We start from the raw sequence: 24667 nt of genomic DNA, 5'->3' as shown, positions 1-24667 counted from the left end.
CGCCAATTATTGCAGCAGCAGCCCCCGCCGACCAGCCCTGTCGTTGCACCATCCTGACCCGGTGTGAGAATGACTTTGACAAGCAAGTGACCATTTAGCACAATCAAACGCCACTTTTTTTCCGCGGGACAATAATTTATGACAACTGAATCCCCAAGCTACTCCACGATCGAGCAAGCCTTCTCCCTCGGGAACGGGCAAGATTCTGCCCTCAACTGGTTGCGCAAGAATCGCAGTCAGGTCGCCATCTTCCTGGTGAGCGGCATCAAGCTGGAGGGGACCATCAGCGGTTTCGACCAGTACAGCGTGCTGTTGACCGATGCCCATGGCAACCAGCAGCTGGTCTACAAGGCCAAAATCTCCACCATCGCCATGCACTCCGGCCGTCCCCAGGTCAGCATACAGCGTGCCCGCAAGCCACGCGTTTCCATGGCGCCACGTCCCCATGGCGCCCCTAGTCGTTACGATGACAATCAGGGCGGCGGTAGCAGCGAGCAGTAATGCGCTTGCCTGAATCACCCCCCACGCCAGCGCTGCGTCAAAGGGTGACCGAGTCCATTCTCATTTATCATGTCTGTCCCGTATGAGAATGGACTCCACTCTTCCTCCGAGTGGATCCGCCAGCTTCACCTTCCTTCTCCTCAATACTGCAAGTCGACCGGTTTGCCATCCCTGACCATGCAGGTCCGCATGCCCGCAGCCTGACCGGCCTGTACGCCGATCCCGGTATCCTCGAACACCAGACAGGTCGCCGGCTCGACACCCAGTCGACGTGCAACCAGCAGAAACGTATCTGGATGGGGCTTGTGCAGCTCCACATCGTCGGCGGTCACTACCACGGGAAAGTAACGATCCAGCCCGGTATTGCGCAGCACGGCCTCGGCATTGATACGGGGCGACCCTGTTCCTATTCCCATGGGGATGCGGCCATGGTAGCCCTGAACCAGTTCCAGCATGGCCGGAAAGACGGTGACCTTGTGCAGGTTGGCCACGTAGTGATCCGTCTTGCAACGGGTCACTACCAGCGGATCCAGGGCTATCTGTTGCTGCTCGGCGACCAGCAGGGCAATTTTGCGGCTCGGCATGCCACCGAGCTCATAGAACCAGTCGGCATCGAAGTGAAAGCCAAACTCCCGGGCCGTGTGTGCCCAGGCGGCAAGGTGCAGTGGCATGGAGTCCACCAGGGTGCCATCGAGGTCAAATACCAGGCCTTGAAATCCGGAGAGGGTCATGGTGCGGGAGTCTATGTCTGAAAATGGGTCCCCATTCTAGCCAGAGCCGCACCCCGTCGCCATGACCTAGGTGGCGAGAAACGCTTGCCCCCACATTTGTGCCTGAAAATAGATGGGGGTCAGCTTGGCGGGATCCAGCTGGTAGTTCGGCGCCAGCTGGGCAAGCAACGGCCAGTCCCCCTGCTCATAGGTCTTCACCAGCTGAAACAGATGAAAGAGTGGCCCCTCACTGGACTCGAGCGCCCGCTTCACATCCTTGGGCAGATGGGCCTTGAGCTGTTCGGAGAGCAGAGAACCATCCAATACCAGCCCCACCAGAAACGCCCAGCTGGCGGCTGCCTTGCCAAGCGCAGTCACGGCGATCAGCTCGCAGAAACGGCCACGGGCGATGGCCATGCGGGTACAAGCCTCCGGCATGTGCTGACTGACCCGCGCCAGCCCGTAGATGAGCACGAACTTGCGGATCTCCTGCTCCCCCAGATAGGAGAGCGCCCGCGTGACCGAGACGATGGGGCTGGCGTGATCGAAGCCGGGGGCGTTGACATAGGTCATCAGCTGGCCCGGCAGCCAGGCGTCCTGCTCCAGCAGGCTGGCGACCCTGGCAAAGGAGAACTCTTCATGGCAGATGATTTGCAGTATCTCCTGCACCAGCTTCATGTCCGGCTGGGCGGCGCGCTGATTCACCAGCTCGGGACGAGCCAGGAAACCGCCGGCAAAGAAGTCCACCCCCGCCTCCTTGAGCGGCAGAAAATCGCCCCAGGTCTCGATGTCGAGCGCCATCCGCTTGTGCTCGGTCGGCTGGCTGATCCCCTCCTCCCCCATCCAGAACACCAGCAGCCGGGAGGCGTTGAACCAGCGGGGCTCACGCTGGGCGCCATGCACGGCCAGGCGGCGCCGATAGTCGCGCCACTGGGCCAGTACGGGAAACGAGGCGGGCAAACGCTCGGTCGAGGCCTCGACCAGTGGGATAGTGTCCTGATCGAACAGCAGGGGACGTTGCTCATCGAGTTGTTCGTGGCTGAAGGGCAGCAAGTATTGGCGCCCCTGGGCCAGCAGACGGCATTGCGTAGCGAGAAGAGTCCATTCAGCGGGGTCGGCAAGCTGATAGTCCATGCCATAGGCAACGAGGGCGAGACGACGATTGAAGATGGGATAACGACGTAACAACATGGGCTCACCGATAGGCTAGCGTACACGCCCTCCCCTGCGACTTGGCATGATAGAGCGCCTGATCGGCCTGTTCGGTCAAGCTCTGCCATGTTCCATCCAGCGAGGGAACCAGATAGCTAAAGCCTATGCTAACCGTAATGAAATCAGCAACTCGGGAAGCCGGATGTGGGATCTTTAATTCACTGAGCCCCCCGTGAATCCGCTCCGCCAACCGCTCGGCCTCTTCGGGTTGTGGGCCGCACAGCAGGATCACGAACTCCTCCCCGCCATAGCGGGCCACCAGATTGGTACGCCGGCGCTCCGCCTCCTGCAGCAGGCTGGCCACCTGTTGCAGACATTGATCCCCCTTGGCATGGCCGAAGTGATCGTTGTAGGACTTGAACTCGTCCACGTCGATCATCAACACCGCCAGCAGGCTCTGGTGACGACGGGCCCACTCCCACTCCCGCTGCATGGTGAGATCCCAGTGGCGACGGTTGGCGATACCGGTCAGGGGATCTTCCAGCGACAGCAGCGACAACCGCTTGTTGGCCTCCTCCAGCGCCCGGTTGGTCTCAGCCAATTGCATGGTACGCTCGCTGACCCTCTGTTCCAGCTCCCGGTTGAAGCGCTCCAGCGCGGCCTGGGTGCGTTGACGGATCAACAGCTGGGAGAGCATGGCCGCATACTGCTTGAAGATCTCGCTCTGGTACGCCTTGAGCGGCCGCCGCCACAGCAGGTTGTCGGCCGCGATCCAACCGATGGGAGTGGCACCGTCCCACAGCGACACCATCGCATTCCAGCCGCGCCCCACCTCCTGCTTTTCGTAGTAGAGCGGCGCATCTTCCAGCACCAGCACATAGTCCTTGCGACGCAGGGCCTCCTGCACAGTGGGGTGCTCCGGAATCGGGCTGACGAAGTGGTGCTCGTCGATGAGTTCACCCGCCTCGTTGGTACCCCAGGTGCCGTGCATGGTCTTGAACTCGGCATCGACCAGGAAGATGGCGATGCGGTCGAATTGCAGATCCTGACGGGCCAGCGCCACCGCATCGTGCAACAGTTGATGCTCGCTGTCGCAACGGGAGAGTTTGACCCCCACTTGATGCAGCGCCTGCAACAGGCTGAGGAAAGAGTCTTGCAGCGCCTGGCTGCGGATGAGATCGGCCTGGGTGTGCCTGCGCTGATCCCGCTCCTGATCGATCTGGCTGGCGAGCAACCGGCTCTCCAGCTCGGCGGCCAGGTAGTGCATCAGCAGCTGGATGCTCTGCTGCTGGCGTCGGGAGAGACGATCGAGACGACGGCGGGTCTCCAGATAGACCACGGCCTTCAGCCCCTTCTGGCGTTTGAGCGGGAAGCAGGCTCGCAGACGCGGGATTTCGGGTTCAACCGTCTCCCAGACATCGGTTGTCGGGGCTATCTGCTCGACTACCAGCTGGCCCTTGTCGAAGGCGTGTTCGATGAAGATGACGGGGAGTTTGAGGGACGCGGCAATGTCCGCATTCAAGCAGATCAGCCCCTGATCGAGCTGAAAACTGTAGAGTTGGGACTCGGGTGCCCGCAACCACAGGTAAATCAGTTCGGCTTCGGTTTTTTCCCTGACCGTTGCCAGCGTCACTTCACAGAGGTGTTCAAAACTGGTGAAGTGCTCTGGATCCCATTCCTGCATGCCTGCCATCCTTGGTTGTATCCAAGCGAGTATATCGGCAAACATTGCACATTAATTGACTAGGCAGTCAAAAGCGCGATCCAGAGCCCACTTTTTATAACAAATTCAATGCCTGCATCGCACTGCGGATGCGTTCGCGGGTCGCCTCGGAGAGCGGCATCACCGGCAAGCGGCACTCTTCGCTGCAAAAGCCCAGCAGGGAGACAGCATACTTGGCGCCCGCCGGGCTCGGCTCGGCGAACATGGCCTGATGCAGCGGAATGAGCGTGTCCTGCAACTCACGGGCAGCCTGCCACTCACCGGCCAGCGTCAGGTTCTGTACCTCAGCCACCAGCTTGGGGGCCACGTTGGCAGTGACCGAGATGCAGCCCTGACCGCCACCTATGTTGTAGGCCACCGCGGTGGCATCTTCACCGGAGAGCCAGGCAAAGGGCTTCTTGATCAGCTGGCGCTCGGTCCAGGGGCGGGCCAAGTCGCCGGTGGCATCCTTCACGCCAGCGATGCGCGGCAGTTCGGCCAAGCGGGCCAAGGTTGCCGGTTGCACGTCAACGATGGCGCGCGGCGGAATGTTGTAGATGATGATGGGCTTGGCAGTCGCGTCGTGCACCGCCTTGAAGTGGTGGTAAAGCCCCTCCTGATTGGGACGGTTGTAGTAACCGGCCACATGCAGGGTCGCATCGGCCCCCGCCTGCTCGGCGTGGCGGGTATATTCGATGGCTTCTACCGGGTTGTTGGAGCCGGCGCCAGCGATCACAGGAATGCGCCCCGCCACCAGCTTGACCACCAGTTCCACCACCCGGCAATGCTCATCGTGGGTCAGGGTCGGACTCTCGCCCGTGGTACCGACCGGCACTATACCGTGGGTCCCCTGCGCTATGTGCCACTCTACCAGGCGGGCCAGTGCGGCCTCATCCAGCTGGCCCTGTCGAAATGGGGTGATCAGGGCAACTATCGAACCTTGAAACATGGGATCTCCTTCTCCGTTGACTCGCATATGGCAATAAAAAACCCCGGTACGGGCTGCGCAACCGGGGTTTGAATCTTCATCAGGGATGAGAGGTTACGCGCGAACGTCGGCAGGCCCGAATGTCAGGCTTTTCTTGTGCTTTCGTTTCAACCCGTTGAACCGCATTTCATCATCTCTGGTCAAAAAATGGTGTCTGGGCATATTTCGGGAACACGGCATAAATGTCAAGGCGAAAGGGGCTATGTATAATGGCCGCCCAAAATTGTGTGGAGAGACCCGATGAGCCGCCCTGTCAGTGCCGTCAGCCAGATGCTGGAACGAAACCAAGCCCTCTTTGTCGGCAAGCGGCTACTTGTCTGCGGGACGCTGGAGGATGACTATCCCCGCCAACTGGCCGAGCTGGCCCAATCCCTGACCGTGTTCACCACGGATTATTGCTACTACCGCAGCCAGCAGGCCGTACTGGGGAACGCCATCCTGTTCGATCACCAGCTCGGCGGCGCGCCCCGCTTCGACGCCCTGCTGCTGCTGATGCCCAAGGCCAAGGCCGAGGCCCAATACCTGCTGGCCATGATGGCTCCCCTGCTGGAGGCGGGCGCCGACCTGTTTCTGGCCGGTGAGAATCGCGGCGGCATCAACGGCGCCGACAAGCTGCTGGTCCCTTACGGCGCCAAGCCCGTCAAGCGCGACTCGGCGCGCCGTTGCTCCCTCTATCACGGTGAGCTGAGCAAACCGGTAACGCCGTTCGAACTGGACGCCTGGTTCAGCCGATATGAATGCAAAGCCGGTGAGACGGAACTGACCGTGCTGGCGCTGCCGGGGGTATTCAGTGCAGACGAGCTGGATCTGGGCAGCCAGATGCTGCTGGCCAGCCTGCCGCCGATGCGAGGCAAACTGCTCGATTTTGGTTGCGGCGCCGGTGTCATCGGCTCGGTGCTGGCCAAGCGTAATCCGGGGCTGGAAGTCAGCATGGTGGATATCAGCGCACTGGCGCTGGAGTCGAGCCGTCGCACCCTGGCCGTCAATGGCTTGCAGGGAAAGGTCCATGCCTCGGACGTTTACTCCGACATCCAGGAAAAGTTTGACCAGATAATATCTAATCCCCCCTTCCACGCGGGGCTCAAGACCTTTTATGCCGCCACCGAAACCTTCCTCGCCAAGGCGCCGGAATATCTGTCAGCGAACGGTGGCCTGACCATAGTCGCCAACGCCTTCCTGCGATATCAACCTATACTGGATACGCACTTCAAACGGACCGAAGTGATCCGCAGTGACAACAAATTCAAGGTGTATCTGAGCAAAGGATAAATAAGTCTAACCTGTCACAGGAAACAGGTAGAGAGCCCCATACGGGATCTGATAAGGTAATTGTTACACTTCAAGCCACCCCTTTAGGGGTGTTTTTTTGCAGCGAGCTGAAAACCTTTTCACAGTATGAATTCAGGGAGAGAAATACGATGGCAGGCATACTCACCATGATACTGGCTGGCGGCGAAGGAACCCGTCTCCAGCCGCTGACCACCACTCGCAGCAAGCCCTCCGTCCCGTTCGGCGGCAGTTACAGGTTGATCGATTTCGTCCTCAACAACTTCGTCAACGCAGACTTCCTGCGCATCTACGTATTAACCCAATTCAAGTCCCAGTCCCTCTATCTGCACATGAAGAAGGGCTGGAACATAGTCGGCATCACAGACCGCTTCATCGATCCCATTCCGGCCCAGATGCGGATGGGTAAACGCTGGTATGACGGCACGGCCGATGCCATCTACCAGAATCTGCGCTTCATCGAGATCTCTGACCCCGAGCACGTCTGTATCTTCGGCTCCGACCACATCTACAAGATGGATGTGAGCCAGATGGTGACGTTTCACAAACAGAAGGCAGCCGCCCTGACCGTCGCCGCCCTGCGCATGCCCATCGAGGAGGCGAGCGCCTTCGGGGTGATCGAGGTGGATCAGGAGGGGCGCATGATCGGCTTCGAAGAAAAGCCCAAACGCCCAAAGCACATCCCGGGGGATCCCACTCAGGCACTGGTCTCCATGGGCAACTACATCTTCGAGACCGAGGCGCTTTCTCGCGAGCTCAAGCGTGACGCCGCCGAGGAGAACTCCAGCCACGATTTCGGCAAGGACATTATCCCCAACCTGTTCCCGCGCGCTCCCGTCTATGTCTATGACTACAGTACCAACGTGATCCCGGGCGAGAAGCCCAACGTCTACTGGCGCGATGTGGGGACGCTTGACTCCTACTGGCAAGCTCACATGGATCTTGTTGCCGACGATGCCCCCTTCTCTCTCTACAACCGCAAGTGGCCCCTGCACACCCATTATCCACCCCTGCCACCCGCCACCTTCGTCGATACCGATGACTGCAAAGTCAAAATTGCCAACTCCTTGATCTCCGGCGGCTGTTTCATTCAGGGCAGCCAAATCCAGCGCTCCATCCTGGGTTTTCGCTGCAACATAGGCCCTTGCAGCCACATCAGCGAGTCGGTACTGCTCGGGGATGTAAAGATTGGCGAGGGCTGCTCCATTCGGCGTGCCATCATAGATAAAAACGTTGAAATTGCGCCCGGCACCGTGATCGGTGAAAATCTGGACCATGACAGAGAGAGATTTACCGTATCCGAAGGCGGTATCGTCGTGGTACCTAAGGGAGCAAGAGTTGGCTATTAACCCACTGAAAATCCTGTTTGTTGCCTCGGAAGTTGAGGGGCTTGTGAAGACTGGGGGCCTGGCCGATGTGGCCAGAGCCCTGCCGCTGTATCTGGCCCAGAAGGGGCATGATGTCAGGATCATTCTGCCATTCTACAAGACGATAAAACGGCGGGATGAGGCCAAGCTGCTGGTCTCGCGCTGGCTGCCAACCCATCCAGGTTTGCCAGATATCGGCTATCGCATCTATCAGATGGCGCTGGAAGGCGTTTGCGTCTACCTGCTCGACTGTCCGCAATATTTCGATCGGCCCCAGCTCTATGCCGAGAATAACCAGGCTTATCCGGACAACGGAGAACGTTTCGCCTTTCTGGCTGCTGCGGCACTGCATGCTTGCGAGCAGCTCGACTTCGCACCCGACATCGCGCACTGCAACGACTGGCATACCGGCTTGCTGCCACTGCTGCTGAAAACCCGTCATGCCCACAACCCTTTCTTCCAGCACACCCGCAGCGTGATCAGCATTCACAACGCGGCCTTTCAGGGGGTGTTCGATCGCCAGCAATTTTGGGCCGTGCCCGAGATAGCCGACTACGAACAGCGCATCAGCTATGACTACGGCCACGTCAACCTGCTCAAATGCGGGGTGATCTATGCCGACAAGATCAACGCCGTCAGTCCCAACTACGCCAGCGAGCTGCTGACCCACCTGGGCGCACATGGCATGGCCAGCATCTTCCAGCAACGAGCGGCCGATCTGCGCGGCATTCTCAATGGCTGCGACTATCAGGACTGGGATCCGGCCTTCGACGACTTGTTGCCCGCCACCTATGACGTCGACAACCTCGCCGGCAAACAAGTCTGCAAGCAGACGCTGCAACAGGAAACGGGCCTGCCGGTGACGGACGTGCCCATCTACGGCATGGTGTGCCGACTGACCGAACAGAAAGGGGTGCACCTGCTGCTACCGGTGCTGGACAAGTTCCTGCATCACAAGGTGCAGGTGGTGATAGTGGGCTCGGGGGATCCCTCCCTCGCCGCCCAGTTGCAGACCATGGCCCAGCAATATCCGGACAAGTTTGCCTTCATCAACACCTATGACGACCGGCTGGCCCACCTGGTAGAAGCCGGCGCCGACTTCTTTCTCATGCCCTCCCTGTTCGAACCCTGCGGCCTCAACCAGATGTACAGCCTCGCCTACGGCACCCTGCCGCTGGTGCGCGCCGTGGGGGGGCTGAAAGATACCGTGGTGGACTGGGATGCCGATCCTGAGCACGCCACCGGCTTCTGCTTCAACGATCCGACCGCCAACATACTGCTCGATGCCATGCGCCGCAGCCTGCTCTATTACCTGCAGGATCCCGAGCAATTTGCCAAGGTACAGCGCAACGCCATGAACACCCGCTTCAACTGGCCGGACTCGGTCACCCAGTATGAGCAGATGTATCAGGACGCCCTGGCGCGTCAATGACGCTAATTGCTGAAGTTTTGTGCCCTTAGCACTGCTTTGAACGTCAACAGCGAAAAAAGTCCCCTTTGGCTGTTGACGCTCTTCCAAAACTCTATAGAATCCCCCACCGCAGTGATGCGAAGGTGGCGGAATTGGTAGACGCGCTAGCTTCAGGTGTTAGTGTCCCACGGATGTGAGGGTTCGAGTCCCTCTCTTCGCACCAATACTGCCATGCTGATTCAGCAGCATGTAAATCCAACTGGAACCCGAATGTGCGAAGGTGGCGGAATTGGTAGACGCGCTAGCTTCAGGTGTTAGTGCCCCCCGGGTGTGAGGGTTCGAGTCCCTCTCTTCGCACCATGATTCTGACATGTAAAAACAGAGCAATGCGTTCCAACCGCATTTAAAAACCAGCTGGAGAAAATCAGTGTGCGAAGGTGGCGGAATTGGTAGACGCGCTAGCTTCAGGTGTTAGTGTCCCACGGATGTGAGGGTTCGAGTCCCTCTCTTCGCACCATTCCTTACATAAAAGGCCCATCACGCAAGTGATGGGCCTTTTGTTTTTACTCCTTGTTATGACTATGCTTTTGACGACTTACCGCCCATCGTCATGCCAAGGAACGCATATGATACTGGATACCGACATTCACAACTTCTACGAGCATCTGGTGCTCAAGGAGATTGAGAGACAGGGTCTGAACCTGACGCTGAACGCCAACCAGATGGCCGATCTCTGCTGCCTGACCCTGAACCAGCTGCCCTCCCACTACATACGTCACGATGTCGACATGATCTACTTCCTGACCGATGCCAAGCGTACCGAGATGGAGAAAAACGTCGTGGAGTCACTCAAGCTGGCACAACAGAAGGTCCAGAGCGCCCCCATTCCCTGATCATCACCAGGGCTGCTGCCAGATCAGGGTCGCTATGCCAGTCATCCCGGCCACCGGCAGCAGAATAAGGGCAGGCCTCAGCCTGGGTTCCAGCATGACCCAGGCGGCCAGCACAAAGCCAAGACTCCAGATGCCATACTCCTTCTCCTGACCCCAGCCCAGCACGGCCAGCAGCCCGACCAACAGCATGACTCTCACAATCCAGATCATGGTGACGCATCCTTCCTCATTATTTGATAACGATTATCATTTGTATTTTAGGAGTGTGCAATCGGACTTTTCTATCAGAGTCGAATGTCCCATCGGGGCAAACAGAGCACTCAAAAACGGGTTATGAGATCAACTAATTTGTAAGTTTTTCAATCAAAACTGCATTTTTGCTAAATCTGTTGGGATTTGCCCCCCCAGGTTTGTGGTAGATTGCGGCCTCTTTTTGGGTTGGCCCCTCGGGATACGTGTATCCACAGGACGAGAGGGACTGACCTTGGCGAGCAAGAGTTTAGGAAGTATCTATGCAAAACCAACAAAACCACATCCGACTACCGGGCATGTCGCAGGTATTTGCCTGCCTGGCCATTTTCCTGGCCCTGGCCTTCTCGTTTACCAGCGTGCTCGACCTGCCAATCCAGTTGGCTCTGTTTATCGCCTGGTTCGTCATCATGGGGCTCGGCATCAAGCTCGGCCATGATTACAAGTCCCTGGAGCAGGCCGCCGTCGATGGTGTCTCCAAGGGGATGGGGGCCATCCTGATCCTGGTCTCCGTCGGTGCCTTGGTCGGCACCTGGATCGCCGGCGGCATAGTGCCCAGCATCATCTACTTCGGTCTCAAGGTGATACACCCCTCCATCTTCCTGCTGGCGACCCTGATCATCTGCTCCCTCACCTCCCTGGCAACCGGTACCTCCTGGGGCTCTGCCGCCACGGCGGGGATCGCCATGATGGGCATTGGCCACAGCCTGGGCGTTCCCGCGCCGCTGGTGGCCGGTGCCGTGCTCTCCGGTGTCTATTTCGGTGACAAGCTGTCCCCCCTCTCCGACTCCGTGGTGCTGGCGTCGACCATGTCCAACGTCGACGTGGTGGAACACATCAAGGGAATGTTGCCCATCAGCCTGCTCTCCTACGTCATCACGGCCGTGCTGTTCACCGTGGTCGGCATGCAGTACTCCGGCAACGTCAGCCTGGAGCAGGTCAATCTGGTGATGGAGGCGCTCGACAAACAGTTCAACATCACGCCGCTGGCCATAGTCCCCGTGGTGCTGGTACTGGGCCTGCTGGCCAACCGCAAACCCGCCTTCCCGGTGATCAGCTTCGGCGCCCTGCTGGGCCTGATCTGGGCCATCGCATTTCAGGACATGGATCCGGTCAAGGCGATGCACTCCGCCTACAGCCCTTTCCCCATCGTCTCCGGGGTCGGCTTCATCGACAACATCCTGGGCCGTGGCGGCATGGAGTCCATGCTGGGCTCGGTGGCCGTCATCATCTTCGGTTTAGGGTTTGGCGGCCTGCTGGAGAAGGTAGGCATCCTGGAAGCGATTGCCGGCGCCTTCGAGAAGCGCATCAACAGTGTCGGCAGCCTGACCAGCCACACCATAGGCACCGCCTTCCTGGCCAACGTGTTCGGCTCGGCCATGTATGTGTCGCTGATCCTGACCCCCAAGATCATGGCCAAAAACTACGATCGACTGGGACTGGCGCGCAAAAACCTCTCCCGCAACGCCGAGTTCGGCGGCACCCTCACCTGCGGCATGGTGCCCTGGAGCGACAACGGCATCTTCATGGCCGGGGTGCTGGGGGTAGCCACCCTCGACTACCTGCCCTACATGTGGCTCAGCTTCACCTGCATCATAGTGACCATCACCCTCGCCTATCTCGGCAAGGCGGTGAACCGGGTTCCGCTGGTGGCCGCTGCCAGCTCCCGCTAATCGTTGCGAGATCAATGACAAAGGCGCCATCACGGCGCCTTTTGTTTGAGCGGGATTCGAGGTTAAGCTGGCAGCCACCCCAGTCGCGAGTGGCAGGATGCCCAGATGAACTTTACCTTTCGCCAGATCCGCTATTTCGTCGCCGTGGCCGACAGCTTTTCGGTCAGCCGCGCCGCCGCCGAGCTGCACATCTCCCAGTCGGCTGTCACCAGCGCCATCCGCGAGCTGGAGACCGAGCTGGGTGCCGCTCTGTTCGAACGCAATCCGCGCGGTGTCAGCCTCACCACCCAGGGCCACCAGTTCCTGCTCCATGCCAGGCGCATTCTCGGCGCCATGACCGAAGCCGGCCAGTCCCTCAAGGCGGTGGCCCAGCAGGATCAGGGCCAGCTCACCATAGGCGTGACTACCCTGGTGGCCGGTTACTACCTGTCGGAGGCGCTTGGCCGCTTTCGCCGCGCCTTTCCGGCGGTGCGGATCGAGGTGAAGGAGGATGAACAGCCCTATCTCGAGCACCAGATAGTCAACGGCGAGGTGGACGTGGGGATCCTGATGACCAACCGCACTATCCGGCAAGAGGCGTTCGATACCGAGCTGCTGACCCGCTCGCCGCTGCGACTCTGGCTCGCAGCCAATCATCCCCTCTGCGCCGAGTCGACCCTCTCCCTCAAGGCGCTCGGTGAAGAGCCCATGATTTCACTGACCGCCGATCAGCTGGACCAGATCATAGGAGCCGGCCTGCGTCGCTATGGCGTGGCCCCCCGCATCGTGGGGGGGGGGCCCCCCCCCGGGGGGGGGGGGGGGGGGGGGGGGGGGCCGCCCCCCCAGCCTGGTGGCCAGCCAGCTCGGGGTTGCCCTGTTGCCCGATTTTGCCTATCGCCCCTGGTCACTGGAGCAGGAGCGGGTCGAGGCGCGCCCCATCAAGGAGCCCATTCCCGCCATCGATATCGGGCTGGTGTGGCGCCGTGGTTCTCGGCTGGATTGGACGGCGCGGGAATTTATCGATATTGCGCGGGATCAGAGCCGGTTGCGGGCCCGTCAGGCGCTCCCTCGCTAGCCATCTCTTGCTGGGTTGCCACTAAAATTCAGATTCATCTGCACTCGATATCGATTTAGTTGATACCTGAGCCACCAAAAATTGAAATATTCATCGTATTGCCACTCCCCTAAGCTCATTGCTGGTTAACAGGATGTTAACGCCCATGGCGGCGTTCCTTCACCTGATGCAAGTCAACACAATGCAAGGAGTGCATGATGAAATTGACCCCTCTGATGCTGGCTCTTGTTCCGGCGCTGCTGGCAGGCCAGACCCAGGCTGCCCCGACCGAGCTCGGCAAGGGTGAAGGCCAGCTCAATATCGTGGCCTGGGCTGGCTACGTCGAACGTGGCGAGACCGACAAGAACTACGACTGGGTGACCGGCTTCGAGAAGGAGACTGGCTGCAAGGTCAGCGTCAAGACGGCCGCCACCTCGGACGAGATGGTGGCGCTGATGAACGAGGGGGGCTTCGATCTGGTGACCGCCTCCGGCGATGCCAGTCTGCGTCTGATTGCCGGTGGCAAGGTTCAGCCGCTCAATCTGGCGCTCATCCCCAGCTACAGCAAGATTGATCCCCGGCTGCAGAATGCCCCCTGGCACACGGTGGATGGCAAACACTACGGCGTGCCCTACCAGTGGGGCGGCAATATCCTGATGTACAACACCAAGGTGTTCCCCAAGGCGCCGGACTCCTGGAACGTGGTGTTCGAGGAGCAGACTCTGGCGGATGGCAAGTCCAACAAGGGGCGGGTGCAGGCCTTTGACGGCCCGATCCACATCGCCGATGCCGCCCTCTATCTGATGACCCATCAGCCCGCGCTGGGCATCAAGGATCCTTACGAGCTGAACGAGGAGCAGTACAAGGCCTCCCTCGATCTGCTGCGCAAGCAGCGCCAGCTGGTGGGACGCTACTGGCATGATGCCTTCGTCCAGATCGATGACTTCAAGAATGAAGGGGTGGTTGCCTCCGGCTCCTGGCCGTTCCAGGCCAATACCCTGATCGCCGACAAGCAACCTATCGCCACCACTGTGCCCAAAGAGGGGGTCACCGGTTGGGCCGATACCAGCATGGTGCACAGCGATGCCAAGAACCTCACCTGTGCTTACAAGTGGCTGGAGCACTCCCTGAACAACAAGTTGCAGGGGGATCTCGCCTCCTGGTTTGGCTCGGTGCCTGTGGTGCCAGCCGCCTGTGAGGGCAATGCCCTGCTGGGCCCGACCGGGTGCAAAACCAACGGTATCGACAACTTCGATCGGGTTCGCTTCTGGCGCACTCCGGTCTCCCAGTGCAAGAGCCAGGGAACCTGTGTGCCCTATTACCGCTGGGTTTCCGACTATATCGCCATTCTGGGTGGTCGCTAAGGCGGCGTGAGCAAGGTGGTCGGAACCACTGCCACCTTGCCAACAGCAAGGGAGCTGCGCCTCCTCTGCACGACTGCCTAGACCGGATAATCAAGCGGGCCGGACAGGAGTCCGGCCCATCCCAGCACAGACAAGGATGCCCCATGAACGCCGTACAATTTGACCGGGTCAGTCGCCACTATGGCGAGGTGAAGGCGGTCGATGACATCTCTTTCCAGATCCCCTCCGGGGAATTCTTTACCCTGCTGGGGCCGAGCGGTTCAGGCAAGACCACCTGCCTGCGGATGATCGCGGGCTTCGAGTACCCGAGCGACGGGGAGATCCGCCTGTTTGGCGAACCCTGCTCCACCGTGCCGCCCTATGATCGCAACCTCAACACCGTGTTTCAGGACTATGCCCTGTTTCCCAACATGGATGTGCGCGACAACATCGGCTATGGCCTGATGCTCAAGGGCGTCGCCAAGGCGGAGCGCTACCGCAAGGTGGACGAGATGCTGGAGCTGGTGCGGCTGCCCGGAATCGGCAAGCGCCGCCCGAGCCAGCTCTCCGGCGGCCAACGCCAGCGCATCGCCATCGCCCGAGCGCTTATCAATCAGCCACGCATCCTGCTGCTGGATGAGCCGCTGGGGGCCCTCGATCTCAAGCTGCGCGAGCAGATGCAGCTTGAGCTCAAGGCGTTGCAACGCCAGCTTGGCATCACCTTTATCTTCGTCACCCACGACCAGCAGGAGGCGCTCTCCATGAGCGACCGGATCTGCATCTTCAGTCAGGGCAAGATTGAGCAGATCGCCGCACCCGATACCATCTACGACGCCCCAGCGACGCCGTTTGTGGCCCGCTTCGTTGGCACCGTCAATTTGTTCGAAGGGGAGCAGGCCAGACGGCTGTGCGGCGACGGCAGCCAGATGATGGTGCGCCCGGAGCGGATCCGGCTCGCTGAGGCGGGCACGCCGGGCTGGTCGGGGGAGATCCGCGAGGTGGAGTATCTGGGTCCCTTTGTGCGCTACCGGGTCGATCTGGGCGAGCAGATCGAGCTTATCGTCAATCACCCCAACGAGGGTCAGGCCCGCCTGCCCCGTGGTGCCCACGTCAGTCTCAGCTGGCCGGAACAGGCCATTCATCGCCTGAATGGCTCCGAATCCGGGGCTCAGCCATGAACCTCCCCCACAGTGCGAGCCTTGCCATGAGCCACATCACCGAACCTGCACGCTTGCGGCCGCTACGTCGCCTCTCCACCCTGCTCTACGGTCGCCCCGGCCTGTTGCTGGGGATACTGCTCGGTCCGCCTCTGCTCTGGCTCGGCATCATCTATGTGGGCTCCCTGCTGATGCTGCTCTCCAATGCCTTCTTCGGACTGGATGAGTTCAGCGGCCAGGTGCGCCACGAGCTGGGGCTGCAAAACTTCGTCGCCCTGCTGCGGCCCGAAAACCTGGACGTCATCAGCCGCACCGTCGGCATGTCGCTGCTGGTGACCCTGGCCTGTGCCCTGCTCGGCTTCCCCATCGCCTACTACATGGCGCGCTACACCAGCGGCAAGACCCGGGCCCTGTTCTACGTGGGGATCATGCTGCCACTCTGGTCCAGCTATCTGGTGCGGGTCTATGCCTGGAAGCTGATTTTGGCCAAGGAGGGGGTGGTGAGCTGGCTGGCCGACAGCATGGGGCTGGAGTGGCTGCTCGATGCCATCCTCTCGCTGCCGGTGATTGGGGGCCCGTCGCTCTCTTTTTCGCGACTCGGCACCTTTATCGTGTTCGTCTACGTCTGGCTGCCCTTCATGATCCTGCCCATTCAGGCGGCGGTGGAGCGTATTCCGCGCTCCTTGCTGGAGGCGAGCAGCGATCTGGGGGCGACACCCGCCCAGACCTTTCGCAACCTGATCCTGCCGCTGGCGTTGCCCGGTGTGGTGGCGGGCTCCATCTTCACCTTCTCGCTGACCCTCGGTGATTACATCATCCCCGGCATTATCGGCAACTCGACCATGTATATCGGTCAGGTGGTCTACATGCAGCAGGGAACGGCGGGCAATCTGCCCTTCGCCGCCGCCTTCTCGCTGGTGCCGATCCTTATCATCGCCATCTATCTGGCGATTGCGAAACGGTTAGGAGCTTTTGATGCGCTTTGACCATCTCGCTTTGAACCGGCAGCAAGGAGGCCGTCATGTCAGCTAGCTCAGTGATCAGTCAGGGACAGCGCCCTTCGGGCCTGCTCAAGTACGCCGCCATCGGCGGGCTCTTGTTCCTGCACTTTCCCATTCTGTTTATCTTCCTCTACGCCTTCACCAGCGAGAGCAAGAGTTACCAGTTTCCGCCCCCCGGGCTCACCCTCAAGTGGTTTGAGGTGACCCTCAATCGCCCCGATGTGTGGCGCGCCATCCAGCTGTCGCTGGAGGTGGCAGGGCTGGCGACGCTGGCGGCCATGATCCTCGGCACGTTGGCGGCAGGGGCCATTGCCCGCAGCCGATTCTTCGGTCAGGAGGTGGTGTCACTGTTGCTGGTGCTGCCCATCGCGTTGCCCGGCATCGTCACCGGTATCGCGCTGCGTTCGGCCTACGGTCTGCTGGAGATCCCGTTCAGCTTCTGGACCATCGTTATCGGCCACGCCACCTTTTGCGTGGTGGTGGTCTACAACAATGCGCTGGCCCGTTTTCGCCGCACCAACCAGTCGCTGATCGAGGCGTCGATGGATCTTGGCGCCGACGGCTTCCAGACCCTGCGCTACGTGATCCTGCCCAACCTCGCCACCGCGCTGCTGGCGGGGGGTATGCTGGCGTTTGCGCTGAGCTTTGACGAGGTGATCGTCACCACCTTCACCGCGGGCCAGCAGACCACGCTGCCCATCTGGATGTATCAGGAGCTGATCCGCCCCCGTGACAGACCTGTCACCAACGTGGTGGCCCTCATCATAGTGGCTTTCACCACTATCCCCATTCTGCTTGCCTACTACCTCACCCGTGACGGCCAGGACGTCGCCGGCAGTGGCAAATAATGACTCAACGCGTGCGCAAGGATGCAACCATGAAACTCTCTACCCAACTCTTGATCGATGGCCAGTTCGTGACCGGTGACGGCCAGCCTGAGCCCATCCTCAACCCCGCCACCGGCGAGCTCATCGTCTCCGTGCCCGAAGCCTCGTTCGAGCAGGTGAACCGGGCGGTAAACGGTGCCCAGCGTGCCTTCGCCCAGTGGGGCCGAACCACCCCGGCTCAGCGCAGCAACCTGCTGCTACGTCTGGCCGATCTCATCGAGCGCCACGCCGAAGAGTTCGCGGCGCTGGAATCCCTCAACTGCGGCAAGCCCTATCTGGCGGTGCTCAATGACGAGCTGCCGGCTGTGGTTGACTGCTTCCGCTTCTTTGCCGGGGCCGCCCGTTGCCTGCAGGGGCCGCTGGCGGGTGAGTATATCGAGGGGCACACCAGCATGATCCGCCGGGATCCCATCGGAGTGGTAGGCAGTATCGCCCCCTGGAACTACCCCTTGATGATGGCCGCCTGGAAGATGGCACCTGTGCTGGCGGCAGGCAATACGGTGGTGCTCAAACCCTCCGAACAGACGCCGCTCACCGCCCTGCGCCTCGCCGAGCTCGCCAGCGAGCTCTTCCCACGTGGCGTCATCAACGTCATTTGCGGGCGGGGCGAGAGTGTAGGAGCGCCGCTGGTGGAGCACCCGCTGGTACGTATGGTGTCGCTGACCGGCGATATCGCCACCGGCCAGAAGATCCTGCAAAGCGCTGCCCGCACCATGAAGCGCACCCACCTTGAGCTGGGCGGCAAGGCGCCGGTCATCATCTTCGACGATGCGGATCTGGAGGCGGTGGTGGCGGGCATTCGCACCTTCGGCTTCTACAACGCAGGGCAAGATTGCACCGCCGCCTGCCGCATCTACGCCCAGGGCAAGATCTACGACAAGTTTGTCGCAGCCATGACGGATGCGGTGGCCTCCATCAAGGTGGGCAGCCAGCATGAGGAGGGGGTGGAGATGGGGCCGCTCATCTCTGACCGCCAGCGCAACCGGGTCGCCAGCTTCGTCGAGCGGGCCCAGAGCAGCGGCCATGTGGAGGTGACGGCGGGGGGCAAGATCCGCCCCGGCAACGGCTTCTTCTTCGAGCCGACCCTGATTGTCGGGGCCCGTCAGGAGGATGAGATCGTGCGGCGCGAGGTGTTCGGCCCCGTGGTGTCGGTGACCCGTTTCAACGACGCCGAACAGGTGGTGCAGTGGGCCAACGACTCGGACTACGGCCTCGCGTCATCGGTCTGGACCCGGGATTTGAGCCTCGCCAGCAAGGTGGCCAGCCACCTGCAATATGGCTGTACCTGGATCAACACCCACTTCATGCTCACCTCCGAGATGCCCCACGGCGGCATGAAGATGTCCGGCTATGGCAAGGATCTCTCCCTCTACGCGCTGGAGGATTACACTGTACCGCGCCACATCATGATCAAGCTCTGACACGGGCTTGCTCACCGTGCAAAAAAGCAGAAGGCCCCGCAATGCGGGGCCTTCTCTCTGAGCACTCTGCATGTTCACGCCGCAGCGGCGGACCATGGCCGGGGGCGTGCCGGTTGTTGCCGGCGCGGCCTGCGGCCATCGTTTTCTGCTTGCGTATGCGACTTAGCGCTGTTTGCCGCTGCCGATACCAAACGGGATGCGGTAATCGCTGCTCTGCTCACCCAGGCTGACTGTCAGGTTACCCTGGGTGCGGCTCGGGATCTGCACTTGCTGGGTGCCCATCAGGTTGGCGTGGACGGAGGCCACCACATCGCCAGACTCGTCACGCACTTCCAGCATGGGGTTGGCCTTGCCTTCAACGGCAGCGGTTGCATGCCAGTTTACAAACAGCACGCCCGGGGCGGCGTTGAAGTCAGCGGGGACGGAAGCCTGGGCGAAACCGGCGGTCATCAGGCCTGCAACGGCCAGCATCTTGATTACGTTTTTCATGTTCATTCACTCTCTTGGTTTTTATGTCATTGCCAAGGCCGTTTCGGCCTGAATCAATGCATCCGTGCAAGAGGTTATTCAAATAGTGTGTTGTTCTTTCACCGATATCCGACACCACAGGTTAGCGGTGTCACAGCCCTGAACGACCTGTTATTTGGCCACTTGGCGTTCCTGCCTAAGCGTTGAGTGAATATTAAACTCCTCACTTCCCCATTGTTAGCGAGATAAACTGGCCTATATGTTCAAAAAATCTGATGGGGATTCCCGGTATCGTCAATGCCGCAACGAGCACTGCTCCTTGGCGGGGAAACGACAGGGTGTCGCTCTTGGTTTGGCGAGCGCAGGAGGCATGCTTTGCCCCCTCTCATTCGGTGGGATAAGGGTTGGAACATGTTCACAAGCGGACAACACAAAGGGCAGGCTCTCCTGCCCTTTGACACTCATATGCCTGCCAGTTCCTCTGCCGTCATGGGCCGCAGCACCTTGCAGGGATTGCCGACGGCAACCACGTTGGCCGGAATATCCCTGGTGACCACAGAGCCCGCGCCAATCACGCTGTTGTCCCCTATGGTGACGCCCGGGCAGATAACGGTGCTGCCGCCGATCCAGACATTGTGGCCGATGCGCACCGGCTTGCCGAACTCGACCCCCTTGATGCGCGGCGCCACCGCCACCGGGTGAGCGGCGGTGTAGATCTGCACCCCTGGCGCCAGCAGCACGTTGTCACCGATATGTACCTCACAGACATCGAGGATGGTGCAACCCACGTTGGCGTAGAAGTTCTCGCCCACATGGATGTTGGCGCCATAGTCGCAAAAGAACGGCGGGTTGATGGCACACTGCTGGCCACGGCTGCCGAGCAGTTCCAGCAGCAAGGCGTCCCGCGCCGCTTTTTCCTGCCAACTGGTGTTGAAGGTATGATAAAGGAAACGACAGCGCTCGCGCGCCGCCTTCAGCTCGGGGTCGCCCGCATCATAGGGCTGACCCGCTACCATCTTCTGCCACTCGGCACCAAGCTCCGCCTTCTTCATTGCCTACTCCATCAACCAGATCAGGGATTCATAAGGGCGCAGCATACAGGGTTGCGGCCGGACCGGGCTATCCGGGTAGTTGCCAAGCAGCAGCCGACCTTCAGCAGCTTGCAACTCGGCAGGCAAGGCAAACTCAACCGGCTCGCCGTAGAAGTTGCTCACCACCAGCAGGGTCTGGCCGTTGGCACTACGGGTATAGGCCCAGATCTGTTCGTGCCCAGTCAGCAGCTCCTGATAATCCCCTTGCGTGAAAATGGGGTGTGTCTTGCGAAGACGGATCAAATCCCGATAGTGCCAGAACACCGAGTTCTGGTCGGCCAGCGCCGCCTCGGCGTTGATCACTGGGTAGTTGGCGGCGGGCTTGAGCCAGGGCGTTCCGCGGGTGAAACCGGCATTGGGTGTGGCGCTCCACTGCATGGGAGTGCGCGAGTTGTCACGAGACTTGGCGCCGAGAATGGCCAGGATCCCGGCCTCGCTCATCCCTTCGGCCTGCTTGATGGCGAAGATGTTGCGGCTCTCCACATCCTGATAGTCGTCGATGCTCTGATAGCCGGGGTTGGTCATGCCGATCTCCTCCCCCTGATAGATGTAGGGCGTCCCCTGCAGACCGTGCAAGGTGCTGGCCAGCATCTTGGCGGCCACCACCCGCTGTTCGCCCTCGTCACCGAAGCGGGAGACGATGCGCGGCTGGTCGTGGTTGCACCAAAACAGCGCCGACCAGCCCTTGCCATGCATGCCGCTCTGCCAGTGGTTGAAGATGCGCTTGAGTTCGAGGAAATCGAACGGCGCCTTGGTCCACTTGTCGCCGTTGGGGTAATCCACCTTGAGGTGGTGGAAGTTGAACACCATGGAGAGCTCGGAGCCATCGAGCGCGCCATAGCGCTGACAATGTTCCAGCGAAGTAGAGGACATCTCCCCCACCGTCATGGCGCCCACCGGGGCGAACACGTCGCGGCTTATGTCCTGCAGGAATTCGTGGATGCGCGGCCCGTCGGTGTAAAAGCGGCGGCCATCGCCCACCTCGTCGTTCGGGAATGCCTGATCCTTGGAGATGAGGTTGATGACGTCGAGGCGAAAACCATCGACCCCCTTGTTCGCCCAGAAGTGGATGATGTTTTTGACCTCGGCACGCACCGCCGGGTTTTCCCAGTTCAGATCCGCCTGCTCGCGGGCGAACAGGTGCAGGTAGTACTGACCGGTAGCGGGATCCAGCTCCCAGGCGCTGCCGCCAAATTTGGATTGCCAGTTGTTGGGCACGCCACCCTCCACCGGATCGCGCCAGATGTAGTAGTCGCGGTAGGGACTGTTTTTGTCCCCCAGCGCCGACTTGAACCAGGCGTGCTCGGTGGAGGTGTGGTTCACCACTATATCCATCACGATGCGGATGTCGCGTTCATGCGCCGCGGCCAGCAGCGCCTCGAAGTCGGCCATGGTGCCGTAGGCCGGGTCTATGGCCAGGTAGTCGGCAATGTCGTAGCCGTTGTCCACCTGCGGGGAGACGTAGACCGGGGTCAGCCAGAGGGCATCGACCCCCAGGGTCTTGAGATAGTCGAGGCGGGCCATGATCCCCTTGAGATCGCCAGTGCCGCGCGCGCCACTGTCCTGAAAGCTCTTGGGATAGATCTGGTAAATCACGGCGCTCTGCCACCAGGGTGTTTGGCTCATGGGTCTTGCTCTTGTCTCGAATGAAAAAGGGAGAGGGCGACCCCTGCGGGTCGCCCTGATACGTGGAGTCAGGCGCTGGCCTGGGCCAGCTTGCCGGCCGCCTGCTGGCGCTGGTAAACCAGCAGGGTCAGCACCACAGGCACTACGATGGCCACCAGCATGGCGACTGAGTAGACGGCCCAATATTGGGGCTGGATGGAGAGGATGCCCGGCAGGCCGCCCACTCCTATGCCGTTGGCCATCACCCCGGCGAAACCACAGATGAGCGCCGCGAGGCTCGAGCCCACCATGGCGCACAGCATGGGGAACTTGTACTTGAGGTTGATGCCGTACATGGCCGGTTCGGTCACCCCCAGGTAGGCGGAGATGGCGGCAGGCACGGAAATCTCCCGCTCGTTCTCCTTGCGGCTGATAAGTATGATGCCCACCACGGCAGACGCTTGCGCTATGTTGGAGAGGGCGATCAGCGGCCAGATCGGGGTGCCACCCATGCTCTGCATCAGCTGCAGATCCACCGCGTTGGTGGTGTGGTGGATACCCGTGATGACCAGCGGTGCATAGAAGAAGCCGAACAGGGCAGCGCCTATGGGAGCGAAGGAGCCGGTCATGGCGGCCTTGGCGGCGAAGCCGACACCGTCACCCAGCCAGCGACCGAACGGACCGATAAAGGCGTGGGCCACGATCACCGCCAGCAGCAGCGAGACAAACGGCACTATGACCAGATAGAGATAGGCCGGAATGATGCGCTTGAGGTTGGTTTCCACCCAGGCGAGGAATACCCCCGCCAGCAGGGCCGGAATGACCTGGGCCTGATAACCCACCTTCTGGATCACGAACAGGCCGAAGTCCCACACCTCGGGGGTCTGCTGGCCGATGCCGTAAGCATTCATCAGCTGCGGCGAGACCAGGGTGATACCCAGCACTATCCCCAGGATCTCGGAGCCCCCCATCTTCTTCACCGCTGACCAGCAGACGCCCACCGGCAGGAAGTGGAAGATGGCCTCGCCCAGCAACCAGAGAAAGGCGTGTACCTGAGCCCAGAACTGACTGATCTCGACCAGGGTATGAGTACCATCATCGAACATCTTGATGTCGCCGATGACGTTGCGAAAGCCCAGGATCAGACCGCCGGTGATGATGGCGGGCAGCAGGGGCACAAAGATCTCCGCCAGATGGGAGATGCCCCGTTCCAGCGGATTCATGTTCTGACGGGCGGCCAGCTTGGCGGCATCCTTGCTGCCACCGCTGACGCCGAGTTCTTCAGTCAGCGCCTTGTACCACTGATCCACCTCGTTGCCGATCACCACCTGGAACTGGCCGCCCTGAGTGAAGCTCCCCTTCACCGCAGGTATGGTCTCGATGGCCTTGCTGTCGGCTTTGGCCGGATCGTTCAGGACGAAGCGCAATCGGGTCAGGCAGTGGCTGACGGTGGCGATGTTCTCCTTGCCGCCGATCTTGTCGATCAGGGTGGCAAGCTGCTGTGCGTTGATCTTGGACATGGGTCTTCCCTCTGTGACGCCATTGATATTGGTCTGCATCGCCTTTTTGAACCAGTTTGCTGGCCTAAGCGTTTTTGGTATCGTTCCCATTTAGCATGCAGCCAATTTGTCCGGATCAAAATGGGAACGTTCCCATTTCGTGGTCAAGGTCACAAAAAGCGCGTTTTTTGTGCAGAGCTAGGTGATGGGGCTCACAGCGACTGGCAGGGGGCTATGGTCGCCAACGGACGGTGATCCAGCTCAATCTGGCCGAGCAGCTGGCGAGCCGCCTGCTCCCCTGCCCCCTTGTAACCCAGATCCAGGCTGAGGGCGTTGGGAAAGAGGAAGCTGAGCATGGGGTTGTTGCCAAGGCCGGTCACCAGCACTTCGCTACGCCCTTGTTCCTGCAGGTATTTTGCCGCACCGATGGCGAGGGTGTCACTGGCGCAGACCAGCGCCTGGGTGGCGGGGGTGAGCAGCTCGGCCGCCAGCCGGTAGCCGCTCTGCAGGCTGAGATCGCCGAGGGCACTGCGCGCCGTCAACCCCTGTTCGGCGCAGTAGGCGAGATAGGCATCGAGCCGGCGCTGGCCGGTGGTGAGATCGGAAGCATCTACCCCCAGATAGGCGATGTCGTGGATCCCCCGAGCAGCGAGCTGGCCCAGCATGGTGTGCACAGCCCCCACATCGTCGAAGCAGACCGAGGAGAAGCCGGGATAATCCCGGGCCACCAGCACCAGCTTCTCTTTCAGCGGCGCCATGGCGGTGTAGTCCAGATCGTTGAAGGCGAACAGAATGATGCCATCCACCCCGCGCCGCTCCAGCACCGCCAGATGCTCCTGCACCTTGGCGGGGGAGAACTTGCTCTCCATCAGCACGGCGTCATAGCCGCGCTGGTAGAGGGTCTCCAGCATGCCGCGCACCGCCTGGTTCTCGGAACTGGAGTTGAGCCGGGAGACGATGATCCCCACCACTTGCTGGCTCTGGTTGCGCATGGCCCGCGCCGATTTGCTCGGCACGAAGCCGTGCAGGGCAATGATCTGCTCCACCCGCTCGCGGGTCACCTGCTTCACCTTGGGATCCTGGTTGAGCACCCGGGAGACGGTCGACTTGCCGACACCCGAGAGGCGGGCGATATCGAGGATGGTCAGTTTCTTGTCCATGAAGTGGCTCACAGGGGCTCGGCGGTGGAATTGCCCACATTGTTGTGATTAAGCCCTGTGAATACAAGC

21 protein-coding genes, 3 tRNA genes and 1 pseudogene are annotated in these 24667 nt (G+C 60.6%); 15 read left to right on the top strand and 10 right to left on the bottom strand.

The window, feature by feature from the left end:
• The first annotated feature begins 138 nt into the window (after positions 1 to 138).
• Entirely contained in the window at positions 139 to 501 is a 363-nt protein-coding gene (gene hfq, locus ACW5XD_RS11425) for an RNA chaperone Hfq (RefSeq protein ID WP_263679793.1), read from the top strand.
• Between the two features lie 140 nt (positions 502 to 641).
• Here the strand turns inward: hfq and ACW5XD_RS11420 are convergent, their stop codons facing one another.
• From ACW5XD_RS11420 to dapA, 4 genes are all read right to left on the bottom strand, one after another.
• Positions 642 to 1232, bottom strand: coding sequence for an HAD family hydrolase (locus tag ACW5XD_RS11420; protein ID WP_456494979.1), 591 nt, complete (start codon positions 1230 to 1232; stop codon positions 642 to 644).
• A 66-nt stretch (positions 1233 to 1298) separates the two neighbouring features.
• Positions 1299 to 2402, bottom strand: coding sequence for an EAL and HDOD domain-containing protein (locus tag ACW5XD_RS11415; protein ID WP_456494978.1), 1104 nt, complete (start codon positions 2400 to 2402; stop codon positions 1299 to 1301).
• A 4-nt stretch (positions 2403 to 2406) separates the two neighbouring features.
• Positions 2407 to 4047: a diguanylate cyclase domain-containing protein gene (locus ACW5XD_RS11410; protein ID WP_456494977.1), complete on the bottom strand. Its 1641-nt coding sequence runs from the start codon at positions 4045 to 4047 to the stop codon at positions 2407 to 2409.
• 94 nt (positions 4048 to 4141) lie between these two features.
• On the bottom strand, positions 4142 to 5014 hold the full coding sequence (gene dapA / locus ACW5XD_RS11405; protein WP_456494976.1) for a 4-hydroxy-tetrahydrodipicolinate synthase: 873 nt from the start codon (positions 5012 to 5014) through the stop codon (positions 4142 to 4144).
• 279 nt (positions 5015 to 5293) lie between these two features.
• On the opposite strand from dapA, the gene rsmC reads away from it, so the two are divergent.
• The 7 genes from rsmC to ACW5XD_RS11370 all read left to right on the top strand — a co-directional run bounded on the left by rsmC (position 5294) and on the right by ACW5XD_RS11370 (position 10011).
• Positions 5294 to 6322: a 16S rRNA (guanine(1207)-N(2))-methyltransferase RsmC gene (gene rsmC / locus ACW5XD_RS11400; RefSeq protein WP_456494975.1), complete on the top strand. Its 1029-nt coding sequence runs from the start codon at positions 5294 to 5296 to the stop codon at positions 6320 to 6322.
• 107 nt (positions 6323 to 6429) lie between these two features.
• The gene (glgC, locus tag ACW5XD_RS11395) at positions 6430 to 7689 is read left to right on the top strand and encodes a glucose-1-phosphate adenylyltransferase (protein WP_456494995.1); all 1260 of its coding nucleotides are present in this window, start codon (positions 6430 to 6432) and stop codon (positions 7687 to 7689) included.
• Positions 7679 to 9139: a glycogen synthase GlgA gene (glgA, locus tag ACW5XD_RS11390; RefSeq protein ID WP_456494974.1), complete on the top strand. Its 1461-nt coding sequence runs from the start codon at positions 7679 to 7681 to the stop codon at positions 9137 to 9139. Before glgC ends, glgA begins: the two co-directional genes overlap by 11 nt.
• 116 nt (positions 9140 to 9255) lie before the next feature.
• A tRNA-Leu gene (locus ACW5XD_RS11385) sits at positions 9256 to 9341 on the top strand.
• Between the two features lie 51 nt (positions 9342 to 9392).
• Positions 9393 to 9478: transfer RNA gene (locus tag ACW5XD_RS11380), tRNA-Leu, on the top strand.
• A 71-nt stretch (positions 9479 to 9549) separates the two neighbouring features.
• Positions 9550 to 9635, top strand: a tRNA-Leu gene (locus tag ACW5XD_RS11375).
• Positions 9636 to 9744: 109 nt separating this feature from the next.
• Positions 9745 to 10011, top strand: coding sequence for a late competence development ComFB family protein (locus ACW5XD_RS11370; RefSeq protein WP_456494973.1), 267 nt, complete (start codon positions 9745 to 9747; stop codon positions 10009 to 10011).
• Between the two features lie 3 nt (positions 10012 to 10014).
• Here ACW5XD_RS11370 and ACW5XD_RS11365 read toward each other — a convergent pair whose 3' ends face one another.
• On the bottom strand, positions 10015 to 10221 hold the full coding sequence (locus ACW5XD_RS11365) for a hypothetical protein (protein WP_456494972.1): 207 nt from the start codon (positions 10219 to 10221) through the stop codon (positions 10015 to 10017).
• 302 nt (positions 10222 to 10523) lie between these two features.
• Between ACW5XD_RS11365 and nhaC the strand changes: the two genes are divergently transcribed.
• From nhaC to ACW5XD_RS11330, 7 genes and pseudogenes are all read left to right on the top strand, one after another.
• Entirely contained in the window at positions 10524 to 11933 is a 1410-nt protein-coding gene (nhaC, locus tag ACW5XD_RS11360) for a Na+/H+ antiporter NhaC (protein WP_456494971.1), read from the top strand.
• A gap of 105 nt (positions 11934 to 12038) precedes the next feature.
• Positions 12039 to 12987 (top strand): annotated as a pseudogene (locus ACW5XD_RS11355) (LysR substrate-binding domain-containing protein).
• 197 nt (positions 12988 to 13184) lie between these two features.
• Positions 13185 to 14330 (top strand): ABC transporter substrate-binding protein, encoded by a 1146-nt coding sequence (locus ACW5XD_RS11350; protein WP_408778297.1) that lies wholly within the window; start codon positions 13185 to 13187, stop codon positions 14328 to 14330.
• Between the two features lie 143 nt (positions 14331 to 14473).
• The gene (locus tag ACW5XD_RS11345; RefSeq protein WP_456494970.1) at positions 14474 to 15487 is read left to right on the top strand and encodes an ABC transporter ATP-binding protein; all 1014 of its coding nucleotides are present in this window, start codon (positions 14474 to 14476) and stop codon (positions 15485 to 15487) included.
• Positions 15484 to 16452, top strand: a complete 969-nt coding sequence (locus ACW5XD_RS11340; protein ID WP_456494969.1) for an ABC transporter permease — start codon at positions 15484 to 15486, stop codon at positions 16450 to 16452. Before ACW5XD_RS11345 ends, ACW5XD_RS11340 begins: the two co-directional genes overlap by 4 nt.
• 35 nt (positions 16453 to 16487) lie before the next feature.
• Positions 16488 to 17315, top strand: a complete 828-nt coding sequence (locus tag ACW5XD_RS11335; RefSeq protein WP_456494968.1) for an ABC transporter permease — start codon at positions 16488 to 16490, stop codon at positions 17313 to 17315.
• Between the two features lie 29 nt (positions 17316 to 17344).
• Positions 17345 to 18775, top strand: a complete 1431-nt coding sequence (locus tag ACW5XD_RS11330) for a gamma-aminobutyraldehyde dehydrogenase (protein WP_456494967.1) — start codon at positions 17345 to 17347, stop codon at positions 18773 to 18775.
• Between the two features lie 162 nt (positions 18776 to 18937).
• Here ACW5XD_RS11330 and ACW5XD_RS11325 read toward each other — a convergent pair whose 3' ends face one another.
• The 5 genes from ACW5XD_RS11325 to treR all read right to left on the bottom strand — a co-directional run bounded on the left by ACW5XD_RS11325 (position 18938) and on the right by treR (position 24598).
• The gene (locus ACW5XD_RS11325; RefSeq protein ID WP_319897170.1) at positions 18938 to 19270 is read right to left on the bottom strand and encodes a hypothetical protein; all 333 of its coding nucleotides are present in this window, start codon (positions 19268 to 19270) and stop codon (positions 18938 to 18940) included.
• 434 nt (positions 19271 to 19704) lie between these two features.
• Positions 19705 to 20295: a sugar O-acetyltransferase gene (locus ACW5XD_RS11320; RefSeq protein WP_456494966.1), complete on the bottom strand. Its 591-nt coding sequence runs from the start codon at positions 20293 to 20295 to the stop codon at positions 19705 to 19707.
• Positions 20296 to 20298: 3 nt separating this feature from the next.
• Positions 20299 to 21960, bottom strand: a complete 1662-nt coding sequence (gene treC, locus ACW5XD_RS11315) for an alpha,alpha-phosphotrehalase (protein WP_456494965.1) — start codon at positions 21958 to 21960, stop codon at positions 20299 to 20301.
• 68 nt (positions 21961 to 22028) lie between these two features.
• Positions 22029 to 23459 (bottom strand): PTS trehalose transporter subunit IIBC, encoded by a 1431-nt coding sequence (gene treB / locus ACW5XD_RS11310; RefSeq protein ID WP_456494964.1) that lies wholly within the window; start codon positions 23457 to 23459, stop codon positions 22029 to 22031.
• A gap of 191 nt (positions 23460 to 23650) precedes the next feature.
• The gene (gene treR, locus ACW5XD_RS11305; protein ID WP_456494963.1) at positions 23651 to 24598 is read right to left on the bottom strand and encodes a trehalose operon repressor TreR; all 948 of its coding nucleotides are present in this window, start codon (positions 24596 to 24598) and stop codon (positions 23651 to 23653) included.
• Positions 24599 to 24667 lie beyond the last annotated feature (69 nt).

This window comes from Aeromonas enterica, from assembly GCF_054052465.1.
Note: the sequence above shows the minus strand (reverse complement) of the source record. Positions and strands in the feature narration are given on the sequence as shown.